The organism is Salinispirillum marinum (assembly GCF_042650105.1).
GTDB lineage: Bacteria > Pseudomonadota > Gammaproteobacteria > Pseudomonadales > Natronospirillaceae > Salinispirillum > Salinispirillum marinum.
In genome coordinates this window covers 1,122,529-1,137,774 of record NZ_JBHSAL010000002.1, presented here as the reverse complement: position 1 = coordinate 1,137,774, position 15,246 = coordinate 1,122,529, and the positions used below count along the sequence as shown (strand labels likewise).

12 protein-coding genes are annotated in these 15,246 nt (G+C 53.2%); 9 read left to right on the top strand and 3 right to left on the bottom strand.

What is annotated here, in order from left to right; genetic code table 11:
• Positions 1 to 34 precede the first annotated feature (34 nt).
• Positions 35 to 1,057, bottom strand: coding sequence for a GGDEF domain-containing response regulator (locus ACFOSD_RS12405; protein WP_380696987.1), 1,023 nt, complete (start codon positions 1,055 to 1,057; stop codon positions 35 to 37).
• A gap of 208 nt (positions 1,058 to 1,265) precedes the next feature.
• Between ACFOSD_RS12405 and ACFOSD_RS12400 the strand changes: the two genes are divergently transcribed.
• The 9 genes from ACFOSD_RS12400 (at position 1,266) to ACFOSD_RS12360 (ending at position 10,358) form a co-directional block, all read left to right on the top strand.
• The gene (locus ACFOSD_RS12400) at positions 1,266 to 1,718 is read left to right on the top strand and encodes an FxsA family protein (RefSeq protein ID WP_380696985.1); all 453 of its coding nucleotides are present in this window, start codon (positions 1,266 to 1,268) and stop codon (positions 1,716 to 1,718) included.
• 164 nt (positions 1,719 to 1,882) lie between these two features.
• Positions 1,883 to 2,173: a co-chaperone GroES gene (gene groES, locus ACFOSD_RS12395; RefSeq protein WP_304996398.1), complete on the top strand. Its 291-nt coding sequence runs from the start codon at positions 1,883 to 1,885 to the stop codon at positions 2,171 to 2,173.
• 57 nt (positions 2,174 to 2,230) lie between these two features.
• Positions 2,231 to 3,877 (top strand): chaperonin GroEL, encoded by a 1,647-nt coding sequence (gene groL, locus ACFOSD_RS12390; RefSeq protein WP_380696982.1) that lies wholly within the window; start codon positions 2,231 to 2,233, stop codon positions 3,875 to 3,877.
• 361 nt (positions 3,878 to 4,238) lie between these two features.
• Entirely contained in the window at positions 4,239 to 4,985 is a 747-nt protein-coding gene (gene gspN, locus ACFOSD_RS12385) for a type II secretion system protein N (RefSeq protein ID WP_380696980.1), read from the top strand.
• On the top strand, positions 4,982 to 5,980 hold the full coding sequence (locus ACFOSD_RS12380; protein WP_380696979.1) for a type II secretion system protein N: 999 nt from the start codon (positions 4,982 to 4,984) through the stop codon (positions 5,978 to 5,980). The genes gspN and ACFOSD_RS12380 overlap by 4 nt, the downstream gene beginning before the upstream one ends.
• Positions 5,981 to 5,996: 16 nt before the next feature.
• Positions 5,997 to 7,928: a type II secretion system secretin GspD gene (gspD, locus tag ACFOSD_RS12375; RefSeq protein WP_380696977.1), complete on the top strand. Its 1,932-nt coding sequence runs from the start codon at positions 5,997 to 5,999 to the stop codon at positions 7,926 to 7,928.
• Positions 7,929 to 8,258: 330 nt separating this feature from the next.
• A complete protein-coding gene (gene adk / locus ACFOSD_RS12370; RefSeq protein ID WP_380696975.1) occupies positions 8,259 to 8,912 on the top strand; it encodes an adenylate kinase in 654 nt (217 codons plus the stop codon).
• Positions 8,912 to 9,589, top strand: a complete 678-nt coding sequence (gene tsaB, locus ACFOSD_RS12365) for a tRNA (adenosine(37)-N6)-threonylcarbamoyltransferase complex dimerization subunit type 1 TsaB (protein ID WP_380696973.1) — start codon at positions 8,912 to 8,914, stop codon at positions 9,587 to 9,589. Before adk ends, tsaB begins: the two co-directional genes overlap by 1 nt.
• Positions 9,564 to 10,358 carry a class I SAM-dependent methyltransferase gene (locus tag ACFOSD_RS12360; protein ID WP_380696971.1) on the top strand — a complete coding sequence of 265 codons (795 nt, stop codon included), beginning with the start codon at positions 9,564 to 9,566 and terminating at the stop codon, positions 10,356 to 10,358. Before tsaB ends, ACFOSD_RS12360 begins: the two co-directional genes overlap by 26 nt.
• Here ACFOSD_RS12360 and ACFOSD_RS12355 read toward each other — a convergent pair.
• A complete protein-coding gene (locus tag ACFOSD_RS12355; RefSeq protein ID WP_380696969.1) occupies positions 10,355 to 12,982 on the bottom strand; it encodes a bifunctional diguanylate cyclase/phosphodiesterase in 2,628 nt (875 codons plus the stop codon). The two genes, ACFOSD_RS12360 and ACFOSD_RS12355, sit on opposite strands and share 4 nt — an antisense overlap.
• Before the next feature lie 118 nt (positions 12,983 to 13,100).
• A complete protein-coding gene (gene pta, locus ACFOSD_RS12350; RefSeq protein WP_380696967.1) occupies positions 13,101 to 15,230 on the bottom strand; it encodes a phosphate acetyltransferase in 2,130 nt (709 codons plus the stop codon).
• Positions 15,231 to 15,246: the final 16 nt, after the last annotated feature.

Genomic DNA, 15,246 nt, shown 5'->3' with positions numbered 1-15,246 from the left:
CAATGATAGGCAGTGTCGTGCTGTACGGCACCCCTCAAACCTTATGCTGTTGATAGCCGCTGGGAGCAGAGCGGCGCATGGCGGCTGCCGAGTGGACGTCTTCTTGCTGCCAGTTGATCACCACATGACGCTGTGTTTGTGCGGACTCGATCAGGGCTTTTTGGGCTCTTTGCCAAAGCTCACTGATGGGCGCTATGCCGCGATCGCTGCTGGTGGAAATTAAACAGCTGCTGGCCTCAATGGTGATAAAACCCGAGCGGGTTTTTAAGCTACGGTGGTGCAAACTGTGGCGGAATCGTTTGAGGGCGCCCGCTTGAAAATGCTCAATGGTGTTGGAGTGACAGACCACCGCGAAAGTATCCCGGCCCATGCGGGCCACCAAATCCATCGGGCGGCAGAGTTGTTCAACGTGTTGTCCTACGCGCTGCAACAAGCCAGCCAGGGCGGCGTCCGCCATTTGATGGCTTAATGTTGCGTAGTTGTCGATGCGAATAAGCACCAAGCCAATGGCACCGCCACGGGCTTCAATGTGCTCCAGACTGCGGGCCAGAAAGCGCTTGGTATATTGCGGGCTGGCCAACAACGTGATGCTGTCCTGCCAGGTATTTTGACGAAGCGTTTGATGACGAGCGTTGAGATGACGATGTTGCGAAATCAAGCCATTTTGCCTGAGCGCTGTGCGGGCCGCAGCATAGACGCGCGGCACCAATTCACTGTGCAAGTGGGTTTTGCAGATAAAGTCGTCCACGCCTTGGTCGAACGCGGATTGAATCGCCGCCGGGCCTTCCTCGGCCGTTAACATAATGACATAAGTAAAACGATCGTTGTCGTCATCCCATGCGCGGACTTTCTGCATCAACGCGAGCCCATCCATGACCGGCATCCGCCAATCCACAATCATAATTTCAGCGGGGTTGTCAGTGTGTAATTGAAACGCCTCTGCGGCATGGCTGGCACAGCGCAGATTGTTGTACCCCGCATGTTCCAAATGCCGGACCGTAACGGCATTGCTGAAACGCGCATCGTCTACGACTAAGATAGCGACCGATGATGACATATGTGTATCCTTGTAGAGGCTTAAGTGGCATCGCGGAGCTGTAGTGCAACTTCCTTAATTCATCAGCTCTCTAACAGCATAAGATCACACTTCCTCGTTCTTTTCTGTGAACTGGCTAACGAAATGAGCGTTTGGGTCATATTTTGTTGAAAAAATCATCTTGGCCCCCACTTTAGGAACTACATCTTTTAATACGTTGGGGTAGGGCATGCCTTTACTGATTATTTTTATGGTTTTCTTCGCCGTCGAGCTGGCGTTGTTTATCGAAGTCGGCGGCGAGTTGGGTGTGTTCGTAACCCTATTATGGATTGTCCTGTCGGCGATGTTGGGCGGGCAGTTGATTCGTCGCGCCGGTTGGGGTTTGTTGCAGACCATGCAACGCGGCGGCATGTCCCATTGGTGGATGCGTATGCAGCAGCAAACGGCCATGCGCCAAATGCTCGCTGGGCTTCTGCTGGCCATGCCAGGCTTCGCAACGGATACCTTGGGGGTCTTGTTATTGGTTTGGAGTTTTATTGGGCCGCGCTCGTCTGGATCAAGAGAGGATTCCGGGTTCAGACAAGGCCCGGAAGTGCCGCCCAATGTTGGCCCTGGCCAAGGCGAAACGTCTGCCACTAAACGCGGACAGGTCATTGAAGGCGAGTACGAAAGAGAAAAATAAATTTGTACCCAAGGTATTGAAATGATGTTGGACGGCCCCATTGAGTGAGGGGTCGCCAGCCAATAATCCATACGTTGGCTAGCACACATGAATTTAAGGGGTGGTCAGTGTGATCACTGACCGTTTCAACAATCAGTGTTTTGTTTAGTTGGGAGAGACATCAGATGAAAATTCGTCCGTTGCATGATCGCATCGTAGTACGACGCAAAGAAGAAGAAACCAAAACCGCTGGTGGCATTGTGCTGCCTGGTTCAGCCAAAGAAAAACCTTCACAAGGTGAAGTGTTGGCTGTGGGTAATGGTCGTATCCTGGAAAACGGTGAAGTGCGTCCGCTGGATGTCAAAGTGGGCGACGTGGTTGTGTTCGGTCAGTACGCCGGCAGCACAGTGAAAGTCGACGGTGAAGAACTGTTGATCATGTCTGAAAGCGACGTATTTGGCGTGGTTCAAGCCTAATTTTTCTGACTATCCGTTAATTGACTAACTGATTAAGCGATTGAGGTATTAAGTAACATGGCAGCTAAAGACGTAAAATTTGGCGTTTCCGCACGTAACCGCATGCAAGCAGGTGTGAACCTGTTGGCCGATGCCGTTAAAGTTACCTTGGGCCCGAAAGGCCGTAACGTGGTTATCGACAAAGCCTATGGCTCACCCCTGATCACCAAAGACGGCGTGACCGTAGCAAAAGAAATCGAACTGGAAGACAAGTTCGAAAACATGGGCGCGCAAATGGTTAAGGAAGTTGCTTCCAAAGCCAATGACGAAGCCGGTGACGGTACCACTACAGCCACTGTATTGGCCCAAGCATTTGTTAACGAAGGCTTGAAGTCCGTTGCTGCGGGCATGAACCCGATGGACCTGAAACGCGGTATCGACAAGGCGACCAACGCCGTGGTTGAAGAACTGCGTAAGCTGGCCGTGCCTTGCCAAGACAGCAAAGCGATTGCTCAAGTGGGTACGATTTCTGCCAACACAGACGCTACCATCGGCAAACTGATTGCTGAAGCTATGGAGCGCGTAGGTAAAGAAGGCGTGATCACCGTTGAGGAAGGCACCAGCTTCGAAGACGAACTGGACGTTGTTGAAGGTATGCAGTTCGACCGTGGCTACCTGTCGCCGTATTTCGTAACTAACCAAGAAACCATGACCGCTGAACAGGAAGAGCCTTACATCCTGTTGGTTGACAAGAAAATCTCGTCTATCCGTGATTTGATTCCCGTACTGGAAGCCGTTGCCAAGTCTGGTCGCCCGCTGATGATCATCGCGGAAGACATCGAAGGCGAAGCACTGGCAACGCTGGTTGTGAACAACATGCGCGGCACGGTTAAAGTAACCGCTGCTAAAGCACCTGGTTTCGGTGATCGCCGTAAAGCGATGATGCAAGACTTGGCGATCCTGACCGGCGGTACAGTGATCTCTGAAGAAGTGGGCTTGGATCTGGAAAGCACCACACTGGAACACCTGGGTACGGCCAAGCGTGTTGTTTCTACCAAAGAAAACACCACCATCGTGGGCGGTTCTGGCGAAGAAGCAGACATCAAAGCTCGGGTTGATCAAATCCGTGCTGAAATCGAAAATTCTTCATCTGATTACGACAAAGAGAAACTGCAAGAGCGCGTGGCCAAATTGGCGGGCGGCGTTGCTGTGATCAAAGTCGGTGCGGCTACTGAAACGGCCATGAAAGAGAAGAAAGCCCGTGTTGACGACGCGTTGCATGCTACCCGTGCTGCGGTCGAAGAGGGCGTTGTCCCTGGTGGCGGTGTTGCCCTGGTGCGTGCATTGAGCAACATTGGTAACCTGAAAGGCGACAACAGCGACCAAGACGTAGGTATTGCTTTGGCACTGCGTGCGATGGAAGCGCCGTTGCGTCAGATCGTACGTAACGCTGGTGGTGAGCCATCAGTGGTACTGAACGAAGTCCGTAACGGTTCAGGTAACTTCGGTTACAACGCGGCCAACGGCGAATACGGCGACATGACCGAATTCGGCATCATCGACCCCGCTAAAGTAACCCGTACTGCCTTGCAAGCCGCTGCTTCTGTTGCTGGTTTGATGATCACCACGGAAGCCATGATCACTGACTTGCCGTCAGATGATAAAGGCGGTGCGCCTGATATGGGTGGCATGGGTGGTATGGGCGGTATGGGCGGCATGATGTAAAATCGGTCATTGGCGCTGCTGCGCTGACCGATACGGCGTTGGAAATGACAGCTCGTTGCTCATGTGCTTTAAGCACACTGCGCTCTCGCTGGCATTTCCGCCTTGTCTCGGTTGCGCTCGCGACACGCCACTGAACGATTTAAATTGCCTCATAGCTGCTGCACTCGCGACGTTATGAAATGCAATTTACATGCGCTTGTTACAAGCCTATGAAATCTAAAAGCCCACTTCGGTGGGCTTTTGTGTTTCTGCAAACATGACCTTTACTTTTTTGGCTCAATGCTACCTTGGCTGGGCTGCGTAAAGTCAAGTACACTGTCAGACCACTGAATGAACGCTCACACTCGGTTGTCTCAGCTCAATGATAAAAATACGCCACTTACTGATCGCCTTCCTCTTGTTCTTCTTGTTTGCATTGGTGTTGTTTACGCCGGTTAATGTGTTGTGGCATCAGTTCGGTAATGATCGGGCGCTGCCAGTGGAGGTTCATGGTCTGTCGGGTACGGTGTGGCATGGTAAGGCCGATGTCAGCTATGGCTCCGATCGTGTTTTGGTCGATTGGCGGTTTTACCCCACTCGTTTGCTGCAAGGGCAAATACGCTATGACGCAACGGTTTCCGGTCGGCGGATAAATGCCGAAGCGTCAATAGCGCGGACCTTGCGTGAATGGCGACTTAACGATGTACAGGGTTATGCCGACCTTGCGGTGTTAGATGCGACCTTGGCCCCACAGCGCATCGTGTTGGGTGGGCAGATGTGGTTCCAAGGGCTGAATGTCAATTGGCAGCCCGGGTCGGGGGCGGTGCAAGCGCAAGGTGTTGTGGACTGGCGCAACGGGCGCTCCGAGTTTGTCTGGTTTGGCCGACCACAGGCCGTTGAATTGCCACACATCAATGGCCTCATCGCTACCGATGCTCAGGGCTTGGTGCGTGCGAATATTAAGGATGTGCCAGCGGATAAGCCACTGGCCGATTTGGAGTTGGATACGGAAGGCATGGCGATGTACCGCATATATACGCACATACGTGATGTACTCAATGTTAACCTTCCCGGTGGACGCGAAATTATTATGGAAAGTCGCGTAAATGTCCTGGAGTGGATGTCATGATTACCCTACCTCCGCTGGCGCAACGCTGGCTGCAGCGCCTCTTTGGTTTTTTGTTGCTGTGTTTGGCCGCTTGGGCCGGAGCAACAACGGCCAAAACCGTGTGGCAGGTATTGGCACCCTCGACCGTGGTATTTGCCGATGTCGATTGGTCAATGCCCGAACAAACACCGGCCAATGTGACGACAGATACAGCGCGCCAAGTACAAGAGGTGATTTCCGGACAATGGTTTGGCGAGTTTCAGGAGATCGAGGAAAAAAAGCCCGAACCCCTGCCCGTTGCGGTCGAAACTGCCCCCGCGACTAGGTTGCAACTAGTGTTGCAGGGGGTGTTTTCAGCATCTGATCCAAAACGAGGGTCCGCCTTGATTTCTCAGCGCGGGCGTGGTGCGGAACTTTTTCAGGTGGGAGAAACGCTGTTTGGGCAAGCTGAATTGGTGGAAGTGTATCGGAATCGGGTGGTACTCCTACGGTCGGGAACGCTGGAAACATTGAGCTTTGAGGAAACACCTTTGCTGGGCAGTGCACCCGGCAATGCAGAACTGGCTTCTATACCAGAACCCACCGTGGAGGCCCCGCCAGTGTCGGTAAGTGCGCCGCAACCGAACAACGTTGCCAATACGCGGACCAATACCAACACGGCCCGTGCACCTGAACCGACGCGCAACAGTGTTGATGTACAAGAACGGTTGAATCAACAAATTCGCCAAGCGATTACCGATGTACAGACACAAGCCTACCGCAATCCGCAAGGCCTATTGAATCAGTACGGTTTGCAACTCACGGATGAAGGCTACCGTGTAACGCCACGCTCTGGCATATTGATCGCCAATGGATTGCGCCCCGGCGATATGATTGTGGAAGTGAACGGGCAGCGCGTAGGGAATATAGAACGAGATCAGGCCCTGATTGAGTCCGTATTGGCCTCGGGTGAAATACGCATCACATTGGAGCGCAATGGGGCTACGTATCGTGTATTCCAAGAATTACCGAATTGAAGGGAGTAACCTGTTAATGCGATTGTTTATTCGTGGTTTGTTGCTGGTCCTGCTGCTCAGCCCCGTTGTGGTGCAGGCACAGCAAGCGACCTGGCAAGTCAATATGAAGGAAGCGGACTTGTCGTTGTTCATTAACCAAGTGGCTAATATCACCGGGCGAACCTTTATCCTCGACCCGCGGGTACGCGGGCAAGTCACCATTATTTCAGACGATGAGTTAACCGCCGAAGAAGTGTACGAAGTGTTTCTTGCGGTGCTGAAAATGCAAGGCTTTACGGTGGCTGAACGAGGCAATGAAGTGCATGTTATTCCGGTGAACGATGCCAAGCAGATCACCGGTCCGTTGGTAGAAACAGAATTGGCGGTTAACGATGACTTCATCACCCGGGTCATTCAGGTACAGCATACCTCTGCCATGGAATTGATCCCCATTTTACGCCCCATTGGGGCTAAGTATGGGCATATGTCGGGCATTCCCTCCACCAACTCCATCATTCTGGTCGACCACGCGGATAACATCGTTCGCATTGAGCAAATTCTGGCGCTGGTGGATGTGGAGACCGAAACCGCCATTCGTTTGGTGCCGCTGGAAAACGCTTGGGTGGGCAATATAGTGGCGTTGTTGCAGACTTTGTTGCCCGAACAGTTGGCAACGGGCGGGCAAGCGGCACCCAATGGCTTGCCCGGAACATTACGGGTAGTGGCGGATGAGCGTTCGAATCGCCTTATATTGCGTGGAGAGCCCAGCGTATTGGATTTTGTAGAAGCCTTGATCAAAGATCTCGATGTGGTGTCCGCCCAGCGCAGTGGCAATACGGAAGTGGTGTTTTTGAATAATGGTGATGCGCTGAAAATGGCCGAGCTGTTGCGTGGTCTTAATCCGGCCAGTGCACCGGCGGGCGGCGGGGGCGGCAATGGTGCGACCAGCGCACCGGCGACTGGCCTGTCGATTCTGGCGGATGAAGAATTGAACGCCTTAATAGTGCGCGCCGAACCGGATGAGCTGGCGGAAATTAAGCGCATCGTTGCACAGTTGGATATCCCGCGTGCGCAGGTGCTGATTGAGGCTGCGATTGTTGAAGTCAGCGGCCGCGTCAGTGACCAGTTTGGTATTCAGTTAGGCTTGTTGTCTCCCGGCAACAGCAGCCGAAACATTCCGCCGGCGGTAGGTGCTTCCAATTTTCCTCAGGGCGGCGCCAGTATGGGCGCTGTTGGGGCTGCGGGCATTGGCTCCGGTGGTGATGCAGCGCAATCTTTGGCACCCGTTTTGGAAGCCAACGGTGCCTTGGTTGGTTTAGTGCTGCCGGGCAATAACCTCTCGTTTGCAGCCATCATTCAAGCATTGGAGACGCAATCGAACACCAATTTGCTGTCGACGCCTTACTTGATGACCATGGATAATACGGAAGCGCGGTTACTGGTGGGTGAAACCGTACCTTTCCAAACGTCACAAGACCCGGAAAACCCGTTCACCATTCAGCGGGAAAACGTAGCGACCGAGATCACCGTAAAACCCCATATTCAACAAAATGAAATGGTGCGTATGGCGATCAATCAGGTGACAGAGGAGCTGATCGGTGACGCCAGTCTGACTTCACGCACCTCAAAACGCCAAATTCAGACCAATGTCGTAGTCGCTAATGGTGACACCATTATTTTAGGTGGTATGGTTAAGGATCGAGTAACAGAAACCGAACGCAAAGTGCCTGTGTTGGGAGATTTACCCTTTATTGGTGCCTTGTTTCGCAGCACCACCGCCGAGGTTGATAAGGTGAATTTGTTGGTCATCATACGACCAACGATTGTCAGTGAACGTGTCACTGAAATGGCTATGGAGCGCTATTTGGGTATTTGGGAGTTGCGCTTCGGTCCGGACGGGGCTGATCTGGATGCCGTGGTCGCACCGCCATCGTTTGACCAGTTGTACCGTGGTATCCAGACGCAATAGAAACAGCTGTAAAGTTTAAATTACGAATTATGCGTTGATCAGCCAAGGTGTTGGCCCGACCAGGGTTTCCATTCGGAAATGCCTGCGTAGAATGGGCGGCGTTTTGACTCTCTTGCTGATTGACGCCCTGCCAGCGGTTGCTGTGCGGGGCTTTTTTTATGCCCATGCGGTCAACCATAGCAGGGCCTTATACTCATTATCGGCCTGGCACATAATGCCAGCCTTGTGTATATCCTGACAGCCGGTTAAGGTTAGGCCAATTTTTCGGTCGATAACCTGCGGGTTGTCCGAGCAAACAGATTCAAAATATAAAATCAGGAGTTACGTCACATGCGTGTTATTTTGCTAGGGGCCCCCGGGGCTGGTAAGGGTACGCAAGCCCAGTCCATTTGTGAGCAGTTCAACATTCCGCAAATTTCCACCGGTGATATGCTGCGTGCAGCCGTTAAAGCAGGCTCTCCCTTGGGCCTGAAAGTGAAAGAAGTGATGTCATCCGGCGGCCTTGTTTCTGACGACACCATCATTGCCTTGGTCAAAGAGCGTATTCAAGAAGCCGATTGTGCCAACGGCTTCTTATTCGATGGGTTTCCTCGCACCATTCCGCAAGCTGAGGCATTGAAGAACAGTGGTGTGGTGATTGACCATGTGGTTGATATTGATGTCGCGGACGAAGAAATCGTTAAGCGTCTGAGTGGTCGTCGTATCCACGAAGCCTCCGGTCGCGTGTACCATGTTGAGTACAATCCGCCCAAAGTCGCGGGGAAAGACGATGAGACAGGCGATACCTTGATTCAACGTGAAGACGATAAAGAAGCCACCGTGCGTAAGCGCCTTGAAGTCTATCACTCACAAACCGAGCCACTGGTGCATTATTACAAGGATTGGGCGCAACAAGACCCGGAAAATGCACCGGCCTACAATTACATTGAAGGCGTGGGTTCAGTAAAAGACATTACTCGTAAGATCTTTGCCAGCCTCAGTTAATGACTCGAATACTGGCGATTGATACCACAACAGAAGCCTGTTCTGTGGCGTTGTCTTTGGACGGGCATGAGGTGGCAGAGTGTTTTGAAATAGCGACACGTACCCATACCCAACGCCTGTTGCCTATGGTGGATGAGGTGCTAAAAGCCGCTGATGTGGCCTTGGCAAGCCTTGACGGCATCGCTTGCACCCGTGGGCCGGGTAGCTTTACCGGCATTCGTGTAGGCGTCAGTGCTGCTCAGGGCTTGGCGTTTGCCGCCGGGCTTCCAGTACTGCCACTGTCGACTTTGGCCGTGTTGGCGTGGCAGGGTGCCGAACTGCAACCGGAAAAAGAGCGTTGGCAGGTTGTGATGGATGCGCGCATGGGCGAAGTCTACTGCGCAGCGTTCAGCGCGCCGGATAAAGGTTTTCGGTTGCTCGAAGGCGAAGCATTGCTACCACCCGCTGACCTGACCGTATGGACAGACCTTGCTTCCGGCCGTATAGGTTCAGGCTGGGCATTGCCTGAACTGGCGGTGACATCGGATGTCATCACCGAGGAAGCCGGTTTGCCGACCGCAGCGGCGGCGGCACGTTTGGCCGACTTTCTGCTTACGCGTGACGGTACGTCGTTATGGCAACCCGCAGAGGCTCTGCAGCCGTTGTACTTGCGTGACCAAGTCACCCATGGGCATTAATAAGGTCGTTATACATCCAGAGGCGCACGCCTACGCCGATGTACACAATATTCCCCTTCCCGAAGCATTACCCATACGCAGCCAAGCGCAAGCCGGGGATGCGTTTCAATTGGTGTGCGCCAACGGCTTGGCATTGCAGCCGCTGCAATTGGGAAACGTAAAGCCCATACATGTGGATTTTGTCGCGGGGGCGCTCGCCCATCGGCGCAAATTCGGTGGCGGGGTGCAGCAGGATATTGCCAAGGCGTGCGGGCTTCATCAAGTTCGCACATTGCATATTCTGGATGCCACCGCCGGACTGGGACGGGATGCCTTCGTGCTGGCGTCTTTGGGAGCTCGTTTAACGCTTATGGAGCGGCACCCCATTGTCTTTGCCTTGCTCTTTGACGGCCTGCAACGCGCGCAAAATCTGGGTGATACAGACGTACAAAGCATTGTTGCCCGTATGCATTTATTGGCCGGGAGCGCTCCCGATCACTTCCATTCAGAGCCTGCACCCCAGCAGGTGCTGTACTTGGACCCTATGTTTCCACCGCGCCAAAAAGCTGCGAAAGTGAAGGTAGATATGCAGAGCTTGCATGAATTGGTGGGTATTGAAGACGATGCTGATGCGCTGTTGGCGTGGGGGCTTGAACAGTCGTTTGCTCGTATTGTGGTCAAGCGACCCCGTTTGGCGGACGCCCTACTGGATGCAGCGCCGTCGCATCACATCATCGGCAAAGCCAACCGATTTGATGTCTACGCGCTGCACAAATTAACCTCCGCTTAAAAATGCGCTACTTTTTTGCCGTAGGATTCAATTAAATCTGCCATGCGTACGGCGGGTGAAAAAAGATAGCCCTGGTATTCATCGCACCCGGCTTGGTGCAAGAAGCTGTGCTGTCCGCTGGTTTCAACGCCCTCGGCGATCACGATTAAACCAAGATTGTGGCCCAATTGGATGACGGTATTCACCAAAGTTCGATCATCTTGATCAAGCTCGATGTCGGACACGAAGGTTTTGTCGATCTTTAAGGTTGTTAAGGGCAGGTTCTTCAGGCTCGCTAAGTTCGAGTACCCGGTGCCAAAGTCGTCCAATGAGAAACCAACCCCAACCCGCGACATCGAGCGCATAAAGGCTTCGCATTGTGCCCGGTCGCGAATGATGAAGGTTTCGGTGATCTCGAGCTCTAAATTCTTGCCCGGTACATCGTAGGTCATCAATGCATCCCGGATATCGTTCTCCAAATCAGAGTGCTGTATTTGGCGCGGCGACAGGTTGATTGATAACCGCAAATCCGGATCGAAATGCAGGCGGGCTTCAGAAAACTCTCTAAAGGCCTCGTTCATAACCCAAAGCCCAAGTTGCACGATGAATCCGGTTTCTTCTGCTAAAGGGATAAATTCATCGGGTCCCACCATGCCAAATTCAGCGCTTTGCCACCTTAGCAGTGCTTCTATGCCCACCAGCCGCTGATCGGCTACCGACACTTTCGGCTGGTAGGCCAAATAGAATTCGTTGTTAGACAGTGCACCGCGCATCGCACGCTCGAGGTTTGTGCGGCGCTGGAAATCAACATGCAGGTCACCGGAAAACAGATGGTATCGACCCCGGCCTGACGATTTGGAGCGGTACAACGCAAGGTCTGAACGCTGATACAGTTCCTCATACGTGCTGGCTTGGTCGGGGAAGATAACGATGCCAATGGAAACCCCATTGAAAATTTCGTGCCCCTGTACCGACATAGGGGAGTGGAATTTCTCCACAATTCGGGCCGCCACCATACAGGCTTCATCACTGTCAGCGATATCGGTCAACGCCACCATGAATTCATCACCACCCGTTCTGGACAGTATGTCCCGTTCTTGCAGTGCGGCCTGAATGCGCTCACTGGTAATGCGCAACACATCGTCACCGATTAAGTGGCCTAATGAGTCATTGATAACTTTGAAGTGATCCAAGTCGATGTGCAACAGCGCGAGTTTTTGATGGCGGGTACGGTGTTCATCCAACAGGCGCTCAACTTCGGATTTAAAGTAGTAGCGATTGGGGGTATGGGTCAGCATATCAAAGTACGCCAGACGTTCGAGTCGTTGCTCGGTCTCTTTTTTGACCGTGATATCGATGACCGTACCAATCGCTTGGGCATCGCCGCGCGAATTCACCACGGTGTGTTCCGCGGTATGCTGGACAATGCGCTCCTTGCCATCCAGCGTGCGAATACGGTGTTCAATACTGAAGTCGTTGCGCCGGCCGGTCATGATGTCGTGTAAGGCTTCCGACACCAAACGAATATCCTTGCGCGGTATAACGTTCATCCAATCACTCAACGAGACTTGCGTTCCGGTGTGCAGCATTTCTGCCAGTTGCGGTGATAGGGTAAAAGGGGTGCCGCTGGAGGAACGAATCCAACTGCCCATACTGCCGATGCGCTGCGCCTCATCTAGCATAAAAGTGCTGGTTTGCACGGCAATCTGTGCCTGTTCACGTTGGTCACGATCACGTGCCATCAAATAGGTCACCCAAATCGCCAACAAAGTTGCAAGTAAGGCAATAACGATAACGCTGATTTGCGTACTGATGCCGATACGAACGGGTGAGCGGGGGTTTAAGGAAATATCCCACGTACCATTCGGAATGCGCGTGCTGACCTTCACCCAAGGTGCCTGTTCAAGTGGGCTGCCCCAAACGTTAATCGGGATGCCGGGTTGGCTGGCGAGCCAGGCCTGAATATTGACTTGGTAATTGCGCGTCAGATCGGTTAGGCCGGCAAAGCCCAGTAGGCGATCCAAAGGTAGCACCCCAGCAATAATGCCCCACAGGCCCCCGGCGTTGTATACTGGTTCATGAATAATAAACCCTTGGCCGCCTTGCGCGAGATTGATCGGACCAATCAAGATGGTATCACCAGTACTCAACATATTTTGAATGGCTGGCCACTGGCCGGGTACATTGGGGTAGTAAAGACCCAGCGCCGGCTCGTTTCCGGCAACGGGGTAAATGTACTCAACCCGTAAGTCGGGTGCGGCCGCCATGTTGGTGTACAGTTCCGGATTCACCAGTAAACGGTTGAGGTAGTGCTCGTATTGATTTTGGGTAAGGTTCGGGTTGTCGGCCAAATAGGTAACCAAGGCTCTGGCTTCCACTTGACGGTTGCTGATGGTCGATTCAATACGCTGCGCCAATTCGCTCAACTGCAATTGGGCCTCGCGTTGTAACTGAGCGTTTAATGAACGGTCGAGTAACCCAAAGGTCAATACAACGGAGCCTACAGACGCCAGCACTAAGGCCGAAGCAGACCATTTGAACGAGCGCAAGGTGGTGAAGTGCCAAGCCGCTGCGACCACGATGAAGACGACACAGGCAGCAAGCAGGCTGATGACGCTGACCACCATATCATTGATGTCATACATCGGTCAGTGCTGCCTGAACATTACAATACGATAGAGTCGCCATAAAACGGCCAATCCTCAATGCTCACGTACATTCACCCACATTGACCTGCAAAACCACGGCAGGACCCTCTTAAAATTAACCAGCGGCTTGAATAGCGGTCAAGGCAATAGTGTACACAATGTCGTCGACCAGAGCACCGCGCGATAAATCATTCACTGGCTTACGCAAGCCTTGCAACATCGGGCCAATGGATATCAAGTTTGCACTACGTTGCACAGCCTTATAGGTCGTGTTGCCGGTGTTCAGGTCGGGGAAGACAAACACCGTAGCACGCCCGGCAACATTGCTGTCCGGCGCCTTACTTTTCGCCACACTGGCGATGGCGGCCGCGTCATATTGCAAGGGACCATCGAGCAGCAAATCAGGCCGCTTTTCCTGCGCGATGCGCGTGGCCTCCCGAACTTTTTCAACATCTTGGCCGGAGCCGCTTTTGCCGGTCGAATAGCTGATCATAGCAATCCGCGGTTCAATACCGAAGGCGCGCGCAGAATCACCGGATTGAATGGCAATATCGGCTAATTCCTCGGCATTCGGGTCCGGGTTCACCGCGCAGTCGCCATATACCAGGACTTGGTCGGGAAGCAGCATAAAAAACACTGAAGATACGAGCGCCGCGTCCGGTTTGGTTTTAATCAATTGCAGAGCCGGACGAATGGTGTTCGCTGTGGTGTGCACCGCGCCCGAGACCAAGCCGTCTACCTCGTCCAAAGCCAGCATCATGGTGGCCAAAACTACGGAGTCTTCCAATTGTGCTTCGGCCATGGGTTCGGTTAACCCCTTGTGTTTGCGTAGCTCTACCATGGGTGCAATGTAACGGTAGCGTACGGTGTCTGGGTCAATAATCTCTAAATCTTTTGGCAGTCGCACACCTTGGTTTTCCGCGACCCGTTGAATGGTATCGGGGTTGCCCAGTAGGACGCAGCGCGCAATGCCTTTTTCTTGGCAATAGGCCGCCGCTTGAATGGTGCGCGGTTCATCACCTTCCGGTAAAACGATGCGTTTTTTCGCTTTCTGGGCACGTGTCATCAGGTAGTGGCGAAACGCTGGCGGGGACATGCGTTTTTCTTGCTCGACCCGCGCCAGGCGCGCTAAATGATCAGCGTCCAACGAGGCGGCCACGGCGTTCATCACCAATTCCATGCGCGGAATATCATTGGCCGGTACTTCGTTGTTCATGCTGTCCAGCCATTGCGCGGTACGGTAGGTATTGGTATCGGTCAGCATGATGGGAAGCCCGGTGTTGAGGGCAGCCCGGCAGAGTTCAATCACATTCTCGGCCGGTCGCAAACCGCCGGTGAGCAGAATCCCGGCAATGGGAACATGGTTAAGCGCGGCCATGCAGGTGGCTAGGAAAATATCTTCACGGTCACCCGGCGTCACGACCAATGCCCCGGGCTTCAGGGTGTGCAGCATGTTTGGCATGGTGCGGGCGCAGAGTGTAATGCTGGTCACCCGGCGCTCCATCGCAAAGCCCTGATTCAGATAATCGGCACCCAAATATTCGGCAATGTCACTGATGCGGGGTGCAACGAGGCTGGGGTTCCAACGTACCGCGCCAAAGAGTTGGAAGCTGTCACCAAAGACCGGCAATTTGGCGCGAATTTGCTCTATGGTTAGCGCTCGTTCGGCTTCTGCGTCGTTATCGTCTAGCGCTCGTACATGTTGCAGATCTGTGGGCGGGGCACCGACCTTATTCAAAATACACCCCAGCACCTTGGGGTGTTGGGTGCCACCAAAGACACTGGCCGACATGCTGATGCGTTGATTCAACTCGGCGGAGCGAATTTCATTCTTGGCCGCAACCAAAATAACGGACGCGTCCAAGGCCTTGGCCATTTCAATGTTCAGACGCGTCAGGTAATTCTCGTTAGGTAAGGGCACGAGACCCTCTACGATCACCAGGTCAGCATCCTGTGCCGAGGTTTGATAGATCTGGATGATCTCTTCCATCAACTGATCTTTGTTGCCGATGGCCAACTGCTGTTGTGCATAAGACAGCGCCAAAGGCTGAGCGGCTTGCAAACCTAATGTTTGTTGAATCAGGTGCGTGGAGCGTTCTATCCCGTCATCACCATAGATCTGTGCGATGGGCTTACAAAACGCAACGCGCACCCCCAGGCGATCCATGGCGCGAATCAAGCCCAAACATACGGACGTTAACCCTGTACCAGCACCCGTAGGCGCAAGAAAAAAAGCATTTTGCATACGGTACCCTTCGTCG